This window comes from Streptomyces incarnatus (assembly GCF_001027185.1).
Lineage (GTDB): Bacteria > Actinomycetota > Actinomycetes > Streptomycetales > Streptomycetaceae > Streptomyces > Streptomyces puniciscabiei.
The window spans coordinates 1021542-1039495 of record NZ_CP011497.1 but is presented as its reverse complement, the minus strand read 5'-3'; the positions used below and the strand labels follow the sequence as shown (position 1 = coordinate 1039495).

The following is a 17954-nucleotide window of genomic DNA, read 5'->3' as shown; positions in this document are numbered from 1 at the left end:
TCGCAGAGGCGGACGCGGACGAGACCGCGGCGGCCCCCGGCGAGTGCTCGGCGGGCCCGAGGCGGAGCGGCGCCGACCGGTCCAGCGTGCCAGCCGGCCGGTGCCGGGCGCCTGAGTCGGGGCTTACTCAAGTCGCCCTGTATCAAACCTGAGTACGCCCGCTCTGCATGATGTGAGGACTTACGAGCAGGACGCGAGGACGCTGGAGCTGCCCTGGCCGTTCACCGGCCGGGACGACGAACTGGAGCTGGTGCGCGGGGCGTCGGCCGGCGGCCGGCCCGGGATCGTGGTGACCGGACCGGCAGGCCACGGCAAGACCCGGCTGATCACCGAGGCGGTCCGGGGCACGGAGCACGCCCTGGTCACCGGCACGCCCGAGGCCCGGGATCTGCCCTTCGCCGCCTTCGCCCACCTGCTGCCCGACACCGTCCCGCCGCACCGCGCGGTGCGGATCCTGTCCGGCGTACGGCTCCTCGTCGTGGACGACGCCCATCTGCTGGACGAGGCCTCCGCCGCCCTCGTCCACCAGCTCGCCGTGCACGGCCGCACCCGGCTCGTCGTGGCCGCGGTGGACGGTGTGCCCGCGCCCGGCGCGGTGTCCCGGCTGTGGGCCGGTGAACTGCTGCCCCGGCTGGCCCTCGAACCGCTGCCCCGCGAGGACGTCGCCCGCCTGCTCGCCACCGCCGGGCTGGAACCGCTCACCGTCCGCCGCCTGCACCGGATGTGCCAGGGCGATCTGCGGCTGCTGCGCGACGTGGTCGCCGCGCTGGGCGGGGCCGGGAGCCTGACGCCCATGCCCGGCACGGACGAGCGGGCCTGGCGGGGGGCACTGCCGGTCACCGCGGCCGTACGTGAGCGGCTCGGGGTCGTACTCGATCGCTCCGACCCCCGCGAACGGGACGTCCTCGAGCGCCTCGCGTTCGCCGAGCCGCTGGCCCACCCGCTGGACGGCCTCGATCTGGACGTCCTGGAGCGACTGGAGACCGACGGGCTGGTCCGCGTCGACGAACAGGGTGCGGTCGCTCTCGCACATCCGCTGCACGGGCCGGTCCTGCGGGCCACGGCCGGACGGCTGCGGGCACGCCGGCTGGCGGGCGCGCCCACCTCGCACGCATCCGCTCTGCAGGCCGAGGAGCACCTGCTGGTACGGCGGATCGAGCGGCTGGACGTGAGCGAGGTGGCGACCCCGGTGGGCGAGTGGCTGGTGGCGCGGGGCGCCGTGCTCCCGGCCGGCTACGCCGCCGTCCGGGCCCGGTTCGCGCGGCTGCGGGGGGAGGTCCGCGACGCCGCCGCCTGGGCGCGGGAAGGGCTGCGCGGGGCGCCGGGACATCAGGACTGCCGTGCGGAACTCCGGGCGGCAGACGGTGAGTTCGGGCAGAGCGGGGACGATGACGTGTACGCCCGGTACGACGCCGTACGCCTCGGTGACCCGGAGCGCGTCGCCGGACGGCTGCCGGCGGGCAGTGTGTTCGCGCTGCATGCCGAGGCGCTGGCGGCACGGGACGGTGCCGGACTCGACCGGGCCGCCGCGGCCCTGGAACAGCGCGGCTTCCTGCTGTTCGCGGCCGAGGCGTACGCGCAGGCCGTGCGGGCGCACCGCGATCCGCGGGCCGCGCGGGTGTCCCGCACCCGGGCGGTGGCGCTCACGCGGCGCTGCCAGGGTGCACGTACCCCCGCCCTGGCCGGCCTGGTGCTGGGCGAACTGACCGCCCGGCAGCGGCAGATCGTGAGCCTCGCGGCGGAGGGGCTCAGCAACCGGGAGATCGCCGAGCGGCTGACCCTGTCCGTGCGGACGGTCGGGAATCACCTGTACAGCGCGTACAGCAGGCTCGGCACCGGGGATCGAGGAGCGCTTCCGTGGTTGTGCGAGTCCGCGTAGGACCCTACGCCGCCCCGAACGCCGCGAAGGCCCACCCCGTCGCCTGGTGCACCGCGTCGCCCGGCAGGGCGGCGCGGGCGTCCCGGAGGGCCTCCGCCAGCGACAGGCCCGCGTCCAGGCCTTTGTGGAGGGCGAGCATCAGGGGGACCACCGCCGCGTCGTTGACCGGTGCGCTGCTCGCCACCACCCCGGCCGTGCCCAGCGGGAGCAACGCGGTGACCAGGCCGAGGAGTTCGTCGGCGCCGACGGAGGCCAGGCGCGCGGTGTCGCAGCTGGAGAGGATGATCCGGTACGGGCTGCGGGCGAGCCGTTCGAAGTCGTGGACGATCAGCGGGCCGTCGGCCATGCGGAGCGCCGAGAAGAGGGGGCTGTCGGCGCGGAACGTGCCGTGGGCCGCGAGGTGCGCGAGGGCTGCCCCGTCGAGGTGGTCCAGGACCCGCGGGACCGCGGCGTCGTCCCCCTCCAGCACCGTTGCCGTGCCGTACCGGCCGGCCAGCTCCGGCACCTCCGCGCCGCCGGTGGCGAGACCCGGTCCGCGCACCAGCACCTGCCGGCCACCGGGCGGCGGCGCGGTCTCGCGGGCGCGCAGCCAGCTGCCCGCCGACGGGGACACGCTGAGCACCCGGTCCCGCAGCGCAGGCAGCAGCGCCCACGGCACCCGGTGCAGCGCCCCCGGGGGCACGATCACCACCGGGCCGGAGCCCAGGTGTGCCGCCGCGCCGCCCAGCAGCAGCTCCTGCAGGCGCAGGCCGGCGGCCTCGACCAGCGGCAGCCGGGCGTCGGCGCCGGGGTGGGCGAGGCGCCGCAGCCCGGCCTGGACGTGCTCGGCCTCGGCCACCGCCGCGGCCAGCGGGCCGCCGGTGAACCGCCGTACCCGGCCCTGCCCGCACAGCAGCACGTGCACCCGGCCGTCGACCACGGCGAGTTCGGCCAGGCGTGCCTCGCCGAGCCGGTCCAGCAGCCGGGCGGTGTCGAAGCGGTCGCCGCCGTGCGGCGCGGAGCCGCGGATGTGGCGGGTGCGGGAGCGGATCTCCCGTTCCAGGCGCCGCTGTTCGCGCTCCAGCGCGGGCACCGGACGGCCCTCCATCCGGGCCTCCTCGGCGCGGGCCGCGATCTCCCGGTAGGCGGTCAGACCGCTCAGCAGCGCCGGGTCGGCGGGCGGCCGGGTGGGCGGCGCGGACAGTACCGTCGCCCGCCAGCGCTCGCTCCACGCCAGCAGCCGGCGCGGTGAGCCGTGTTCGAGGCTCACCTCCTGGGCGAGTGCGGCCAGTTCGGCGCCCTGCGCGGTGACGTGCGCCCGCAGCTCGGAGGCGCCCAGCGTCATCCGGTGGTCGTCCAGCACGTCCAGGCCGCGCCGGCAGGCCTCCAGCGCGCCCCGCCGGGACCCGGCAGCGCGCGCCCGCAGTGCCTGCGCCGCCCAGCCCGTCACCCGGGCCGGCGGCGGGCCGCCGTACCGGCTGCGCGCGGCCACCGCCAGATGCCGTTCGGCGTCGGCCCGCCGGCCCAGCGCGAGCGCGATTCGGCCCGCGAGCAGGGACGCCTCCGGTGCGGCGGGGGAGCCGAAGGAGGCCAGCTGCCCGGCGACCGCCGCCGCGTCCGCGACCAGCCGCCCCGAGCGGCGTCCGGCCGCCACCCGCGCCTCGGTCAGCACCAGCCGGGCGTGGGTCTCCCACCACATCCGGCGCTGCGCCGCGAACAGCCGTACGGCGGCGTCGGCGCGGGCCACGGCGGTGTGCGCGTCCCCGGCCGAGCGGGCGGCCCGCGCGGCGGCCAGCAGCAGCTCGGCCTTGCGGGTGGACTGGCCGCCGATCCGGTCCAGCAGCGCGATCGTCGCGTCCGCCTCGGCCAGCGCCTCCGGGGCGAGCCCGGCCGCCATCAGCACCTCGCAGCGCCGGATGGACAGCATGTAGGTGGGCGTGCCGAGTTTCGCGTACCGCTCCTCGGCCTCGTCCAGCAGCCGCAGGGCCGCCGGGACGTCCCCGGACCGGAACGCGGCCAGGCCCCTGCTCTCCACCGCGTCGGCCTTGTCGTGCTCCTGGCCGGTGGTGTCCCACAGCCGCTCGGCCGCCGTGAAGTCCGCGACCGCCCGGTCCACCGCGCCGAGCGCCAGATGCACGGTGGCCCGCAGGGTCAGCGCCCGCGCGGTCCAGATGTCGTCGCCCACCTGCCGCAGCACGGGCAGCGCCCGCCGTACGTCCTCCAGCGCCTCCCGGTGACGGCCCAGCACCCACCACACGTACGCCCGCCGGTACAGCACCCGGGCCCGGGTGTGGCCGCTGCCCCGGGCGACCCCGCGCTCGAAGGAGGTGAGCCCCTGCCGAGTGCGCCCCGCGTGCACCAGTGCGACCCCCAGCGTGGCGAGCACATCCGCCTCGCGGTCGGCCGACTCGGCGCGCGCGGCCAGGGCCCGGGCCCGGCGCAGATGCCTGAGCGCGATCCGCAGATCGCCGAAGTCCCGCTGCCAGATGCCGAGTACCTGGTGGGCGACGCTGGCGTGCAGCGGCGGCGGGGAGGCCCCCAGCACCTGTTCGGCGCGTGCCCGGGCCCCGCCCGGGTCGGCGAACACCAGGGGCAGCAGTTCGAGGACCGACTCGCTTCCCGCCGTCACCTCTCGCATGGTAGTGGCGACCTGTATCAGACGGTGGCCCCCCGGCTCTCACTGTCGAACACCGCCTGAAGGGGGAGGACAGGTCATGGCACCACAGCGGTTCCACGAGCAGTTCGAGCACATCCAGCGCTCCATGCCCGGCGTGTCCCTGGCCATGGGGCCGGACGAGGACGCCCACTTCCTCTACGAGAAGGGTGTCGTCCTGGCCCGGGACGGCGAGGAGGCCCAGGTCGTCGAGCGCGCCGTACGCGCCCACTTCACCGCGACCGAGGGCCTGGTGCCCGACCACGTCCGGCGGGACGGCCCGGAGACCGGCCGCACCGGCGTCACCCGCATCCGGGTCGGCGACCCGGCGTCCGGCGACGACACCGTGCCGCACGCGCTGCGCGCCCTGCGGGAGGCCGAGGACCGCCAGGGGCGCCGGCTGGTGGGCCGCAACCACGTGGTGCACATCGCGGTCAACGCCTGCCCCGGCGACGAGCCGGTGCCGGTCGCCCGCACCCAGCCGGCCAACCCGGCCGCCGCGTACGGCGGTTACGACGCGGACAGCGCCGTCGGCGTCCTCGTCATCGACACCGGCCTGGTGCACGACCACCGCTCCTACCCGCTGCTCGCCCACACCACCGGCGACCTCCAGACGGCCGAGACCGACGCCGACGGCGTGCTGCGCCAGTACGTCGGCCACGGCACCTTCATCGCCGGGATCCTCGCGGCCGTCGCGCCCAGCACCGACGTGACCGTCCGCGGCACCCTGAACGACGCCGGGGCGATCCTGGAGTCCGAGTTCGGCGCCCGGCTCTTCGAGGCGGTCGACGAGAGCGGCTGGCCCGACATCATCAGCCTCTCCGCCGGGACCACGACCGGCAGCGGCGACGGGCTGATCGGTCTGGACGCCTTCATGCGCGAACTGCGCGCGCGGCGCACCCTGCTGGTGGCCGCCGCCGGCAACAACGCCAGTGACACGCCGTTCTGGCCCGCCGCCTACGCCGGTCTGCCCGAGTACGCGGACAGCGTGCTGTCGGTCGGCGCGCTGCGCGCGGACGGCGACGGCGCGGCCTGCTTCAGCAACCACGGGCCCTGGGTGCGGATCCACGCCCCCGGCGAGCGCCTCACCAGCGCCCTCACCGGCTTCGGCACCCCCGTGCCGTACGTCTACCAGCACTCCACCTACGAGGCCTGCCGGTTCGGTTTCGACTATCCCTGCACCTGCCGGTTCCCGCGCCACACCGGCCTGCTGAGCGAGGGCCGGGAGCGCACCGGCGCCAAGCCGGACCAGGTGATGTTCGACGGCCTGGCGCAGTGGAGCGGCACCTCCTTCGCCACCCCGGTCGCCGCGGGCCTCGTCGCCGCCCGGATGACGGCGCACGGGGAGCGCGACCCGCGCACCGCCCTCGCCCGGCTGCTCGCGGCCACCACCGACACCGCGGTGGTGCGCGGGGCGCACGTCCCGGCGCTGCGGCCGGCCACCTGGCGCCCGGTACCGGTCGTGGCCACGGCCGTGCCCGCATGAGGTCCGGAACGCTCCGCTCCACGGCGTACGATGACGTGCCGTACACGAGGGGTGGAATCGTGGACCGAACAGAGGTCGGCGCGCTCGTCCGGTCCGCCGTCGACGGGGACGCCGCGGCCTGGAAGGCGCTGGTGGAAGGGATGAGTCCGCTGGTGTGGTCGGTCGTGCGCGCGCACCGGCTCTCCGAGGCCGACGGGCACGAGGTCTACCAGACCGTGTGGTTCCGCTTCGCCCAGCACCTGGGCCGGATCCGCGAACCCGACAAGGCGGGTTCCTGGCTGGCCAGTACGGCCCGCCACGAGTGCCTGAAGGTGATCAGGAGCCTGACCCGGCTCACCCTGACGGACGACCCGCGGGTGCTGGACCGGGCCAGCGACGACCGGACCCCGGAGGAGTCGCTGATCGACTCGGAGGACGAGGCGGACCGGGCCGAGCGGGTACGCCGCCTGTGGCAGGAGCTGGACGGCATGGGGGAGCGCTGCCGGCAGCTGCTGCGCGTGCTGGTGGCCTCCCCGCCACCCAGCTACGGTGAGATCTCGGCCGCGCTCGGTATCGCGGTCGGCAGCATCGGACCGCTGCGCCAGCGCTGTCTGCGCCGGCTGCGGGCCCGGATGGACGCACGGGGTGCGGCGTGAACGACGACCACCAGTTCCCGGAGACGGGACGGGAGTTCCCCGGACGGGACGGGGACGGTCTCCCGGAACCGGACGCGGCGGACCAGGAGTTGGCGGACTCCCTGCTGGAGGAGGAGCTGCGCGGCGCGGCCGGCGTGCTCGACCCGGTCCCGGAGGCCCTGCGCCAACTCGCCCTGGACGCCTACGCGTTGCACGACCTGGACGCGAGGATCGCCGAGCTGACCTTCGACTCGCTCGTGGACGCGCTGCCGGTCAGGGGCGTGCCGGACGCCCCCCGGATGCTGACGTTCAGCGCGGGCGAGGTCACCGTCGACGTCGAGGTCACCGAGGACGGGCTGATCGGCCAGGTGCTGCCGCCGCAGACCGCGCGCATCGAGGTGCTCGGCGGCCCGCGGACCGCCCGCGCGGTCACGGTCGACACCCTCGGCCGCTTCACCAGCGACACACCCCCGGCCGGCCCGTTCGCCCTCAGGCTGCGGACCGGCGCGGAGGTGATCGTCACGGAGTGGCTGCGGGCCTGAACCCGGTCAGGACCTCAAGGCCCGCACCCCGCTCGAGACGTCATGCGGTCCAGGTCACGGGGAGCGTCCGCGGCCCGCGGATCATCGTCCGGTGCCGCCACCGCACCTCCTCGGCCGGCACCGCGAGCCGCAGTCCCGGCAGCCGGTCCAGCAAGGTGTCCACCAGCAGTTCGGTCTGCAGTCGGGCGAGCAGCGTGCCGGTGCAGAAGTGCGGGCCGTTGCCGAACGCCACGTGCGGGTTCGGGTCGCGGTCGGGGTCGATGCGGTCCGGGTCGGGGAAGACGGCCGGGTCGCGGTTGGCGGCGAGGTAGGAGACGTAGACCGGCTCGCCCGCCGCGATCCGGTGCCCGGCGATCTCCACGTCCTCCAGCGCGATCCGGGCGAGCCCGACCGAGCTGCGGTGCGGGATCCACCTCAGCAGTTCGTCCAGCACGGGGCCGCGGGCCTCGGGGCGCGCCCGCATCCGCTCCATCAGCTCCGGCCGGGTCAGCAGCAGGTACAGCATCTGCCCGCAGTTGTGCGTGACGGCCTCGCCGCCGATCTGCAGCGGGCCGGCCAGCCCGACGGCCTCCTCCTCGCTGATCTCCCCGCGCGCCACGGCCCCGCCGAGCATCGAGTAGACGTCCTCCCCCGGAGTGTTGGCCCGGGCCCGGATGACCGTCCTGATCCACCCGTACAGGCCCTCCTTGGCCCGGCCGGCCGCCTCGGCCCCGTTGGTGGAGATGATCTCCCGGGTCCAGGCGTGCACCTGCTCCCGGTCGGCGGCGGGCACGCCCATCACCTCGCTGACGACGGTGAGCGGGAACGGCTCCAGCACCCGCTCGATCAGATCGGCCGGCGGCCCGTCCCGTACGACACCGTCCACCAGCTCGTCCAGGATCTCCTGCGCGCGGGGCCGCAGCCGCTTCATGGCGCTCACGGTGAAGGCGCCGGCGACCGGCTTGCGCAGCCGGTTGTGGTCGGGCTGGTCGGCCCAGGCGAGCGAGCCCGGGCGGGGCGCGAAGTTCGGGGCCATCCGGGTGACCTGACGGCGGGTCACCTCGGCGCGGCTGAACCGCGGGTCGTTTGTGATCAGTTTCACGTCGTCGTGGCGGGTCGCCAGCCACGCCCAGCCCTCGCCGAACGGCAGCCGGATCCGGGTCAGCGGACCCTCGCGCATCAGGCCGGCGAGGACCGGGTCGAAGTCGGTTCCGTCCAGGTCGGATGTGGGCCAGTCCCGTACGGGCGGCGGGGCCTGGCCGGTGAGCGTGGTCTCCTCGGTCATGCCGTCCAGCCTGGTACGGGTGCCTCCTGCTGTCCTGTGGTGGTGCTCCGAGTGGTGGGGCCCGGCGCCTATTGGGGTGGGGCTGTGTGTCGTCGGGCGTGTGCAGCCCGGTTCTGGTTGCTCGCGCCCACGCGGCGGAGCGCATGTCAAACACAGCCCCGCGCACCTTCGGGGGCGCTGCACTCAGGCCGCTTCAACCAGTGCGGCCAGCGCTGTGGCGAGGTGGTCCAGGCCCGGTCCTGCCGCACCGCCCGGCTCCGCCATGTACGTGTCCCGTCGTATTTCCACCATGAGGGCGCTGACCCGGGCGTCGGTGCCGTAGAACTCCAGCGGTACGTACGTCCCCCCGAACGGGCTGTCCAGTCCCGTCTCCCCGCAGACGGCGAACGCCCTGCGCGCCGCCTCGGTCAGCCCGACCGGGGTGTGGAAGGCATCCGTGCCCAGGCACACCGGTGGACGCGGTCCGGTGCCGTGCAGTTCGTAGGGCAGCGGCTCGGCCGGATAGGAGTGCACGTCGATCACCACGGCGCGCCCGGTCGCGGCCAGCCGCTGCGCCACCGCCTCGGTCATGGCCCGCGCGTACGGCCGGAAGTACCGCGCCAGCAGCGGCTCCGGATCGGTGTCCGCGGACCGCAGCTCGCCCCGGTGCGTGGTCCGCGTGTACACGGCACCCATGCCGACGGCCGCCATCTCCTCCCGCTCGTCCGGGAACCGCTCGGGATCCACGACCAGCCGGGAGAGCCGGTTCACGAACCGCCAGGGTGTGACGGTGGCCAGAGCGGCGGCCCGCTCGGCGAGCTCGGCCGTGTGCGCGTCCGTGATGTGGTCCAACTCCCGCTCCAGCGCGGCGTCGTCCAGCACGATCCCGCGGCGCACGTCCTCGGGGATCACCCGCGCGGAATGCGGCACGTGCAGCAGCACGGGGGAGGCGGGGTCGCCGGGGAGGAGTTCGAAAGGGGGCACGGGTGGCTCCGGGGCGTTGTCAGCGGTCTGGTGCAGGATCACGGTCACACATCGACGCCGGGCGGCCCACGAGTGGTGAGCTGGGGGCCGGCAACTCCCCGCCCGGGACACCTACTTGCCCCGCGCCCGGCACACGGCTCCGCCCCGACCGGATTGCCGGCCGGGGCGGAGGTTCACTCACGTGAGCGGCTCGGGAGCCGCAGGCGCTAGCTCAGGGACGCCAGTGCCTCGTTCCAGGTGGCCGACGGGCGCATGACGGCGTCCGCCTTGGCCTTGTCGACCTGGTAGTAGCCGCCGATGTCGGCCGGCTTGCCCTGGACGGCGATCAGCTCGTCCACGATCTTCTGCTCGTTCGCGGCGAGGGTCTCGGCGAACGGCGCGAAGGCCTTGGCCAGGTCGGCGTCGTCGGTCTGCCGGGCCAGCTCCTGCGCCCAGTACAGGGACAGGTAGAAGTGGCTGCCGCGGTTGTCGATGCCGCCGACGCGACGGGTCGGGGACTTGTCCTCGTTGAGGAAGGTCGCCGTGGCGCGGTCGAGGGTGTCGGCGAGGACCTTGGCGCGGGTGTTGCCGGTGGCCGCCGCGTACTGCTCGAAGGAGGGCACCAGCGCGAAGAACTCACCGAGGGAGTCCCAGCGCAGGTAGTTCTCCTTGACCAGCTGCTGGACGTGCTTCGGCGCGGAGCCGCCGGCGCCCGTCTCGAACAGGCCGCCGCCCGCCATCAGCGGGACGACCGACAGCATCTTGGCGCTGGTGCCCAGCTCCAGGATCGGGAAGAGGTCGGTCAGGTAGTCACGCAGCACGTTGCCGGTCACCGAGATGGTGTTCTCGCCGCGGCGGATGCGCTCCACCGACAGCTTGGTGGCCTCGACCGGGGACAGGATCCTGATGTCCAGGCCCTCGGTGTCGTGCTCCGGCAGGTGCTGCCGGACCTTGGCGATGAGGTTGGCGTCGTGGGCGCGGTTCTCGTCCAGCCAGAACACGGCCGGGTCGCCGGTGGCGCGGGCGCGGGTGACGGCCAGCTTGACCCAGTCGCGGATCGGGGCGTCCTTGGTCTGGCAGGCGCGGAAGATGTCGCCCTGCGCGACCGGCTGCTCGATCAGCGCGGTGCCGTTCTGGTCGACCAGGCGGACCGTGCCGGCGGCCGGGACCTCGAAGGTCTTGTCGTGGGAGCCGTACTCCTCGGCCTTCTGCGCCATCAGGCCGACGTTCGGGACCGAGCCCATGGTGGACGGGTCGTAGGCGCCGTTGGCCCGGCAGTCGTCGATGACGGCCTGGTAGACACCGGCGTAGGAGGAGTCCGGGAGGACGGCGAGGGTGTCGTGCTCCTGGCCGTCCGGGCCCCACATGTGGCCGGAGGTGCGGATCATCGCGGGCATGGAGGCGTCCACGATGACGTCGGAGGGCACATGCAGGTTGGTGATGCCCTTGTCGGAGTCGACCATCGCGAGGGCCGGGCCCTCGGCGATCTCGGCGTCGAAGGAGGCCTTGATCTCGGCGCCCTCGGGCAGGTTCTCCAGGCCCTTGAGGATGCCGCCGAGGCCGTCGTTCGGGGTGAGGCCGGCCGCCTTGAGGGTCTCGCCGTACTTCGCGAACGTCTTCGGGAAGAAGGCGCGCACCACGTGACCGAAGATGATCGGGTCGGAGACCTTCATCATCGTGGCCTTGAGGTGCACGGAGAACAGGACGCCCTCCTGCTTGGCGCGGGCGACCTGTGCGGCGAGGAACTGCTCCAGCTCGGCCACGTGCATGACGGAGGCGTCGACGACCTCGTCCTTGCGGACCGGTACGGACTCGCGCAGCACCGTGGTGGTGCCGTCCTCGGCGACCAGCTCGATCCGCAGCGCGCCGTCCTCGGCGATGACGACCGACTTCTCGGTGGAGCGGAAGTCGTTCTCGCCCATGGTCGCCACATTCGTCTTGGACTCGGGGGTCCAGGCGCCCATGCGGTGCGGGTGGGTCTTGGCGTAGTTCTTCACCGAGGCCGGGGCGCGGCGGTCGGAGTTGCCCTCACGCAGGACCGGGTTGACGGCGGAGCCCTTGACCTTGTCGTAGCGGGCGCGGATCTCGCGCTCCTCGTCGGTCTTCGGGTCGTCCGGGTAGTCCGGCAGCGCGTAGCCCTTGCCCTGCAGCTCGGCCACGGCGGCGCGCAGCTGCGGGATGGACGCCGAGATGTTCGGCAGCTTGACGATGTTGGCCTCGGGAGTCTTGGCCAGGTCACCCAGCTCGGCCAGCGCGTCCGGGATGCGCTGGTCCTCGTTCAGGTACTCCGGGAAGTGGGCGATGATGCGCCCGGCCAGCGAGATGTCCCGGGTCGTCACGGGCACACCGGCCTGCGAGGCGTACGCCTGGATCACCGGCAGGAACGAATGCGTCGCCAGGGCCGGGGCCTCGTCTGTGTAGGTGTAGATGATGGTCGAGTCAGTCACCGGGTGCTCCGCTCCACGTCTGCAACATTGCTCGACATCAAGATATCTCGTGATCGGGGTCCGCTCGACAGGGGTCCCGGCCGGAAAACGTCCCGCCCCGGTGCAACCGGAAGCCGCTCTTGATGGTCATGACAAGCGATCACCCGCCGACCACGGGTGGTCGCCCACTGACCCGGCGGCCGGACCGACCACCCGGCCGCCCGAGCGAAGGCGGACCATGAGATATCGCAGCAGAGTGACGGCCCCGGCGGCCGCCCTCATCGGTACGGCCACGGCGCTGGCCGCCGGCTCCCCGGCCCGCGCGGCCGGCGCCGCGGCGCCCACGGCCGGCACCGCGGCGCGCACGGGGGAGCCCGGCCCGGAGACCCTCGGCGACCCGGTCTTCCCGGCCCTCGGCAACGCCGGCTACGGCGTGTCGTCGTACCACCTCGACCTCGCCTACGACCCCACGACCAAGCTGGTGCAGGCCACCGCCGTGCTGCGGATCCGCACCACCGAAGCGCTGACCCGGCTCTCGCTGGACGCGCTCGGCCTGGACATAGCCTCCGTGTCCGTCTGCGGCCGGGCGGCCGGCTGGGAACAGGCGGACGAGAAGCTGCGCATCACACCGGCCGAGCCGCTCGCGGAGAACGCGGCCGCGACCGTCCGCGTCACCTACTCCGCCGACCCGCACCGCACCCTGGCGCACACGGCCTGGGTGCCCACTCCGGACGGCTTCGCGATCTGCCCGCAGCCGAACTCCGCGCACACCGTCTTCCCGTGCAACGACCACCCGTCCGACAAGGCGGCCTTCAGCTTCCGGCTCACCGTCCCGGCCGGCCTGCGGGCCGTCGCGAACGGCGTGCTCACCGGCACCGAGACACTCGACGACGGCCGTACGGCCTTCTCCTACCGCTCGCTCTCGCCGATGGCCACGGAACTCGTCCAGATCACCGTCGGCGACTATGTGATCAAGGAACGGCAGGGCCCGCACGGTCTGCCCCTGCGCGACGTGGTCCCCGCGGCCCGCGCCGCCGCCCTGGAACCGGCCCTCGCGCTCACCCCCGGCCTCGTGACCTGGCTGGAGGACCGCCTCGGCGCCTTCCCGTTCGAGACGTACGGCCTGCTGCCGTGCAACTCCGACGACCCGAAGGCCTTCGACTTCACCGGCCTGGAGACCCAGACCCTCACCCTCTACAAGCCGAACTTCCTGCTCCAGGAGGAGAAGAAGATCGGCTCGCACATGATGCACGAGCTGGTCCACTCCTGGTTCGGCAATCTCGTCAGCCCCGCCACCTGGGCCGACCTGTGGCTGAACGAGGGACACGCCGACTTCTACGGGCTGCTCTACCGCTACGAGCGCGGCTGGACCGACTCCCTAGGGCTCACCACGATGGAGGCCCGGATGAAGGACACCTACGCCCGTGGCGACCAGTGGCGCCACGACTCGGGACCGGTGGCCGCGCCCAGCGCCGGCAACCTCTTCGACAGCCAGCGCTACCTGGGCGGCGTTCTCGTCCTGTACGCCTTCCGCCAGCTGGTCGGCGAGGACGTCTTCCACGCCGTCGAGCGCGCCTTCCTGGACCGGTTCCGCGGCTCCTCGGCGTCGACGGCCGACTACATCGCCGTCGCCTCGGAGGTCTCCGGCCAGGACCAGTCCGGCTTCCTGCGCGACTGGCTGTACGGCACGAAGACCCCGCGCATGCCGGGCCACCCCGACTGGACGGTGACCCCGGTCAGCTCGTCGCTCATGGCCCCGCACTCCAGGCGCGGCGGGCACTGGCACGAGAACTCCGCGACGCTCTGAGACGCTCTGATCAGCGCCGGCGGGCGGGGCCGGCCCCGGCCCCGGGACCGGCCCCGCCCGTCATCTCCCGCTCGATCCACCGGCAGATCACGTCCACCACGTACACATGCTCGGCACGGGTCAGCTCCCGCCCCCGGGGAATCCCGTGCCAGCGCTCCAGACAGCCCCGGCAGCAGGTGGCCGTAGCGTGCTGGGCGACGAAGACCGGGTGACCGCGGTACGGCGTCTGCTTGCCGTCCTTGTACGGCTCGGCGGGCGCGAGGCGCTTGGCGATCAGGTCATAGGCATGCCACCGGATCGTCGCCGGCCCCTTCAGTTCGGCGGTCGCCCGGTCCCGGCCGCCCAGGTGGAACCGGGCCCGGAACGGCTGCCGGGCGAGGACGTCGAGGCGCTGGTCCAGGGCGCGGGTGCCGGGCGGACGCGGGTCGGGCGAGGTGGTCATGCTGTGCCGAGCGTACGCCGTGCGCACGCGGCTCAGCCCAGGAGCCGGCGCTTCTGGTCGGCGAACTCCTCCTCCGTCAGGACTCCCTGGGCCTTCAGGTCCGCCAGCTGCTTGAGCTGGTCGATCTTCTGGGTCATGTCGTCGGGCGCCGCGGGCGGCGGTGCGGCGGGAGGGGGCGGCGGTGGCTGCTGCGGCTGCGCGTACTCCGGCTGTGCGTACTGCTGCTCGTACTGTTGCTGCCGTTCGTAGTCCTGCTGGGCCCAGCGGCCGGCCTGGCGCCGTGAGACGTGGTTGGACACGGCGGTGGCGGTACCGGCGACGACGGCCGTGCGGGCGATACCGCGAAGCAGTCCGGGCATGTTCGGTCATCTCCCATGGTCGATGCGGCAAAGCGGGGGACACCCCGATGGCTGCTCTCAGGCGGCCGCGGAACCGCCCGGCGGCACCGTCTCCTCCGTGGCGTCCAGGGCCGCCAGCAGAGCCTGCACCGGAATACGGCCGCTCGCGACGAGCTGGGCCCCGCTGCGCCTGAGCGCGCCGGCCAGGGGAGCGGCCCACAGGTTCTCGTAGATCAGCACCGCGGCCGAGTTGCCCGCCTCCAGCGCGTTGGCCGCCTCCTCGAGGTCACTCTGGTCGAGCACGCGGGCCGAGGCCCCCTCGAAGACGGTCAGGTCGGTCTCGCCGCCGACGTCCCGCAACTCCAGTGCGACGACCGAGCCGTCGGTCTCCTTCCGTACGAAGGCGAGGTCGATGATCCGGACGATCCCGCGGTCGACGAGGTCGACCAGCAGCGGGAACGCCTCTCCCGTCATACGGTTGCCGGGGAACTCGATGACCAGGTAGTCGACCGGCCCCATCTCTTCGATGCCGTCCATGACTTCTCCTTGTGAAGCGCAGGGGGAGCCGGTACCGCTCGCCCGCCCGTCGCCCCCCGGCAGCGGCCCGCGGCCGACGCCCGCCGCCGCGCCCCGTCGCCATTCCAGTCCACCACGGGGCGCGAGGGCCCGCACATTCGAGGGCCCGCGCATCCGACTCCGGAGTGCCGCGGAGCGCCCGGCCCGCCACGCTGGTCCCAGCCGGAAAGGCCGGAAAGGAGCGATGTGATGCCGACCGTCGGGGCGCCGTCAGCGGGCGGGGGCCGGTCGCCGTGCCCGCAGAGCTGTCCGCCGGGACCCTGATGGCGGCCGCGGAGCGTGCCCGGAAGCTGACCGCCCGGGCGAAGTCGCTGCACCGGCGGGCGGAGAGCCGGTTCCCCGTGGTCACCCATCTCGCGGACCGGATGGTGTCGGTGAACATCTTCGATTCCGGTACCCGCGTCGCGGCGCAGTGCTTCCTGACCGCGGTGCCCCTGCTGTTCGTCATCGCGGCCTACGCCCCGGAGCGGGTGCGCCATCAGCTGATCGCATCCGTGACAGCGGTCTTCGGGCTGACCGGCGCCTCACGTGCCCAGGTGGAGCAGGCGCTCCAGCCCACCTCCGGCGACCTGAAGCAGACCACCGGCGTGGTGGGCGTCCTGATGGTGCTGCTGTCGGCCACCGCGGTCAGCCGGGCGATGCAACGCCTGTGCAAGCGAGCCTGGGAGATCCCGCGCACCGGAACCAGGATCGCCCCCTGGCGGTGGCTGGCCTGGCTGGGCCTGTGGGTCGGCGTCCTGGTGCTCCAGGGCCCGCTGCGCGACGGCTTCGGCGCCGGCGTCTGGCTGGGCATTCCCCTCACCTGGGCCAGCCAGGTGGGTCTGTGGTGGTGGACCCAGCATCTGCTGCTCGGCGGCCTGGTCGGCTGGAAACCCCTGCTGCCGGCCGCTCTGATCACGGCGACCGTGCTCACCGCGCTGGCGGTGACCGCGCGTCTGTACATGCCGAGGGCCCTCGGCCACGCCCTCGCCGACTACGGGCCCGTGGGGTCCGTGTTCGTGCTGCTGTCCTGGCTGATCGTGGTGTGCGTCGCCGCGGCGGTCGCCGTCAGCGCCGGAGCCGTACTGGCCCAGGAGCCCTTCCTGGCGGACCGCCTCGGCAGCCCGCCTCCGCTGCGCGACCGTACGGCGCGGGGCGCGTGAGCCCCTCGTCCGTGGGGAGGTGCGCCGTCGCCCGTCCGGTCCACCCACCGCGCGGAACGGCCGCGGGGCTGACGCAATGGGGGTGTTCCTTCCCGCCATCACGCCGGAGGCCCCGTGCCCGAGCCGCCCGCCCCCCAGCCACCGGAGCCGCACGGACCGGGGGAGCCGCACGGGACGGGGCAGGCGCGGGTGCCGGGGGACGCGCGGGGCCGGGACGGGGCTGCGCACCGGCCGGATCCGGAGGAGCAGCCGGGCCGGGCGGACGGCGCGGTGGATCCGCCGGACCGGGATCCGCATCGGCCCGACCTGGTTCCACCCCGGCCGGAGCGCGCGGGCGCGGCCGGCGGGGGAGGGACGCGGCCGCCCGGGGGCCGTGCGGGGGGCTCCGGCGCGGGGCGCGTCGCGCGTGCCGTGGCCTCGGCCGTGCTGATCGTGCTGACCTGCGTCCTCGTGCCGGTCGCGCTGCTCGCCACCTGGGTGCACGACATCGCGCTCGACACCGACCGCTATGTGTCCACGATCGCGCCGCTGGCCACCGAGCCGGCCGTCCAGGACGCGGCGGTCCACCGGATCACCGAGGCGGTGGGAGCGCACGTCGACGGCAAGAAGGTCGCCGGGGACATCGCCTCCTGGCTGCAGTCCCAGGGCCTGCCGCCGCTCGCCGCCGACGCGATCAGCCGGCTCGGACCGCAGATCGACTCCGCCGTGGACTCGGCCGTCACGAAGGTCGCCACCCGTGTCGTCCACAGCGGCGTCTTCGCGACGGTGTGGCGGGACGCCAACCGCGCCGCCCACAACGCCGTGGTGCACGCCCTGACCGGCAAGGGGCGCGGAGCCGTCGGGGTGAGCGACGGCACCGTCACCCTGGACGTCGGCAAGGCCGTCGACCGGGTGAAGGACGAGCTCGTCGCCGCCGGCCTGAAACCAGCTGCCAAGATCCCGCAGGTGAACAAGCAACTGGTGCTGTTCCACTCCGACCAGCTCGCCAAGCTCCGCAAGGGCGCCCGCCTCCTCGACGTCGTCGGGAACTGGTTCCCGGTGCTCGTCGTCCTGCTCGGTGCCGCCGGCGTGTTCCTGGCCCACCACCGGCGCCGGGCCCTGGCGCGCACCGCGCTCGGCGCCGCGTTCGCCTGCCTGGTCGTGGCCATCGGCCTGGTCGTGGTGCGCGGCTACTACCTCGACCACCTGCCGCCCCAGGTGCAGTCGAAGGCCGCGGCGGCGGCCGTCTTCGACACCCTGCTGCGCTTTCTGCGGGTCAGCCTGCGTACGGCCATCGTGCTGGGCGTGGTCATCGCCCTGGGCGCGTATCTCGTCGGACCGGGACGGCTGCCCGTGGCCGTCCGCGGCTACTCCGACCACACGGCGGACTCCGCGGCGCGCTGGGCGGCCGGCCACCACATCGGCGTCGGCCGTGTGGGCGCGTACGCGCTGGCCTACCGCCGGGCCGTCACGCTCCTCGCGCTGCTGATCATCGCGCTCGTCTTCGCGCTCTGGAACCACCCGACGGTGCTCACCGTCCTGCTGCTGGTCCTCGTCCTGCTCGGCGTCCTGGCCGTACTCACCCTGCTGGCCGCCGCGGGCCGCGTCCAACTCGAGACGGCCCGCGCCAAACCGGGCCGGGCGCAGGACGGTCGCTGACGGGGGGCCGGGCTGGGTGGGGGGCGGGTGCTGACGGCGGATCGGGCCGGGCGGGGCCGGGCGCTATGGCGGACCGGGGGGTGCGGGATCGGTGCTGGTGGCGGACTGGGCTGGGTGAGGGGCGGGTGCTGGTGGCGGATCGGGCTGGGTGCGAGACGGGCGCTGATGGGGGGCCGGTCTGGGTGCTGGTGGCGGACCGGGCTGGGTGCGGGACGGGCGCTGACGG

General features: G+C 74.1%; 14 protein-coding genes. 7 read left to right on the top strand and 7 right to left on the bottom strand.

Going from position 1 to position 17954, the window contains the following annotated elements; all coding sequences use genetic code 11:
- The first annotated feature begins 172 nt into the window (after positions 1–172).
- A complete protein-coding gene (locus ABB07_RS04540) occupies positions 173–1879 on the top strand; it encodes a LuxR family transcriptional regulator AbsR2 (protein ID WP_208897479.1) in 1707 nt (568 codons plus the stop codon).
- 4 nt (positions 1880–1883) lie between these two features.
- Here the strand turns inward: ABB07_RS04540 and ABB07_RS04535 are convergent, their stop codons facing one another.
- Positions 1884–4487 (bottom strand): CHAT domain-containing protein, encoded by a 2604-nt coding sequence (locus tag ABB07_RS04535; RefSeq protein ID WP_208897478.1) that lies wholly within the window; start codon positions 4485–4487, stop codon positions 1884–1886.
- A gap of 85 nt (positions 4488–4572) precedes the next feature.
- Between ABB07_RS04535 and ABB07_RS04530 the strand changes: the two genes are divergently transcribed.
- From ABB07_RS04530 to ABB07_RS04520, 3 genes are read left to right on the top strand one after another with little or no spacing between them, the layout of a single operon-like run.
- Positions 4573–5997 carry a S8/S53 family peptidase gene (locus ABB07_RS04530; protein ID WP_208897477.1) on the top strand — a complete coding sequence of 475 codons (1425 nt, stop codon included), beginning with the start codon at positions 4573–4575 and terminating at the stop codon, positions 5995–5997.
- Complete coding sequence (locus ABB07_RS04525; protein ID WP_208897476.1) at positions 5994–6632, top strand: RNA polymerase sigma factor; 639 nt, start codon at positions 5994–5996, stop codon at positions 6630–6632. The genes ABB07_RS04530 and ABB07_RS04525 overlap by 4 nt, the downstream gene beginning before the upstream one ends.
- Positions 6629–7153 carry a hypothetical protein gene (locus tag ABB07_RS04520; RefSeq protein ID WP_425264680.1) on the top strand — a complete coding sequence of 175 codons (525 nt, stop codon included), beginning with the start codon at positions 6629–6631 and terminating at the stop codon, positions 7151–7153. Before ABB07_RS04525 ends, ABB07_RS04520 begins: the two co-directional genes overlap by 4 nt.
- Before the next feature lie 40 nt (positions 7154–7193).
- Here the strand turns inward: ABB07_RS04520 and ABB07_RS04515 are convergent, their stop codons facing one another.
- The 3 genes from ABB07_RS04515 to ABB07_RS04505 all read right to left on the bottom strand — a co-directional run bounded on the left by ABB07_RS04515 (position 7194) and on the right by ABB07_RS04505 (position 11806).
- The gene (locus tag ABB07_RS04515; RefSeq protein WP_208897475.1) at positions 7194–8417 is read right to left on the bottom strand and encodes a cytochrome P450; all 1224 of its coding nucleotides are present in this window, start codon (positions 8415–8417) and stop codon (positions 7194–7196) included.
- A gap of 183 nt (positions 8418–8600) precedes the next feature.
- On the bottom strand, positions 8601–9380 hold the full coding sequence (locus ABB07_RS04510; RefSeq protein WP_208897474.1) for an N-formylglutamate amidohydrolase: 780 nt from the start codon (positions 9378–9380) through the stop codon (positions 8601–8603).
- A 206-nt stretch (positions 9381–9586) separates the two neighbouring features.
- Complete coding sequence (locus ABB07_RS04505) at positions 9587–11806, bottom strand: NADP-dependent isocitrate dehydrogenase (RefSeq protein ID WP_208897473.1); 2220 nt, start codon at positions 11804–11806, stop codon at positions 9587–9589.
- A 217-nt stretch (positions 11807–12023) separates the two neighbouring features.
- On the opposite strand from ABB07_RS04505, the gene ABB07_RS04500 reads away from it, so the two are divergent.
- Positions 12024–13592, top strand: a complete 1569-nt coding sequence (locus ABB07_RS04500) for a M1 family metallopeptidase (RefSeq protein WP_208897472.1) — start codon at positions 12024–12026, stop codon at positions 13590–13592.
- Between the two features lie 10 nt (positions 13593–13602).
- Here the strand turns inward: ABB07_RS04500 and ABB07_RS04495 are convergent, their stop codons facing one another.
- The 3 genes from ABB07_RS04495 to ABB07_RS04485 are packed head-to-tail and all read right to left on the bottom strand — an operon-like array spanning position 13603 to position 14909.
- On the bottom strand, positions 13603–14034 hold the full coding sequence (locus ABB07_RS04495; RefSeq protein ID WP_208897471.1) for a DUF4186 domain-containing protein: 432 nt from the start codon (positions 14032–14034) through the stop codon (positions 13603–13605).
- Between the two features lie 32 nt (positions 14035–14066).
- Positions 14067–14393: an SHOCT domain-containing protein gene (locus ABB07_RS04490; RefSeq protein ID WP_208897470.1), complete on the bottom strand. Its 327-nt coding sequence runs from the start codon at positions 14391–14393 to the stop codon at positions 14067–14069.
- A gap of 57 nt (positions 14394–14450) precedes the next feature.
- Complete coding sequence (locus tag ABB07_RS04485; RefSeq protein ID WP_425264679.1) at positions 14451–14909, bottom strand: DUF6325 family protein; 459 nt, start codon at positions 14907–14909, stop codon at positions 14451–14453.
- Positions 14910–15181: 272 nt separating this feature from the next.
- On the opposite strand from ABB07_RS04485, the gene ABB07_RS04480 reads away from it, so the two are divergent.
- Positions 15182–16090 (top strand): YihY/virulence factor BrkB family protein, encoded by a 909-nt coding sequence (locus ABB07_RS04480; protein WP_244189217.1) that lies wholly within the window; start codon positions 15182–15184, stop codon positions 16088–16090.
- Positions 16091–16204: 114 nt separating this feature from the next.
- Entirely contained in the window at positions 16205–17728 is a 1524-nt protein-coding gene (locus tag ABB07_RS04475; protein WP_279617374.1) for a hypothetical protein, read from the top strand.
- Positions 17729–17954 lie beyond the last annotated feature (226 nt).

What these genes read in the sequence shown, in the direction of transcription:
- ABB07_RS04525 (WP_208897476.1), top strand. Translation starts at nt 5,994, where the DNA reads ATGAGGTCCGGAACGCTCCGCTCCACGGCGTACGATGACGTGCCGTAC.
- ABB07_RS04490 (WP_208897470.1), bottom strand. Translation starts at nt 14,393, where the DNA reads ATGCCCGGACTGCTTCGCGGTATCGCCCGCACGGCCGTCGTCGCCGGT.
- ABB07_RS04500 (WP_208897472.1), top strand. Translation starts at nt 12,024, where the DNA reads ATGAGATATCGCAGCAGAGTGACGGCCCCGGCGGCCGCCCTCATCGGT.
- ABB07_RS04485 (WP_425264679.1), bottom strand. Translation starts at nt 14,909, where the DNA reads ATGGACGGCATCGAAGAGATGGGGCCGGTCGACTACCTGGTCATCGAG.
- ABB07_RS04515 (WP_208897475.1), bottom strand. Translation starts at nt 8,417, where the DNA reads ATGACCGAGGAGACCACGCTCACCGGCCAGGCCCCGCCGCCCGTACGG.
- ABB07_RS04495 (WP_208897471.1), bottom strand. Translation starts at nt 14,034, where the DNA reads ATGACCACCTCGCCCGACCCGCGTCCGCCCGGCACCCGCGCCCTGGAC.
- ABB07_RS04530 (WP_208897477.1), top strand. Translation starts at nt 4,573, where the DNA reads ATGGCACCACAGCGGTTCCACGAGCAGTTCGAGCACATCCAGCGCTCC.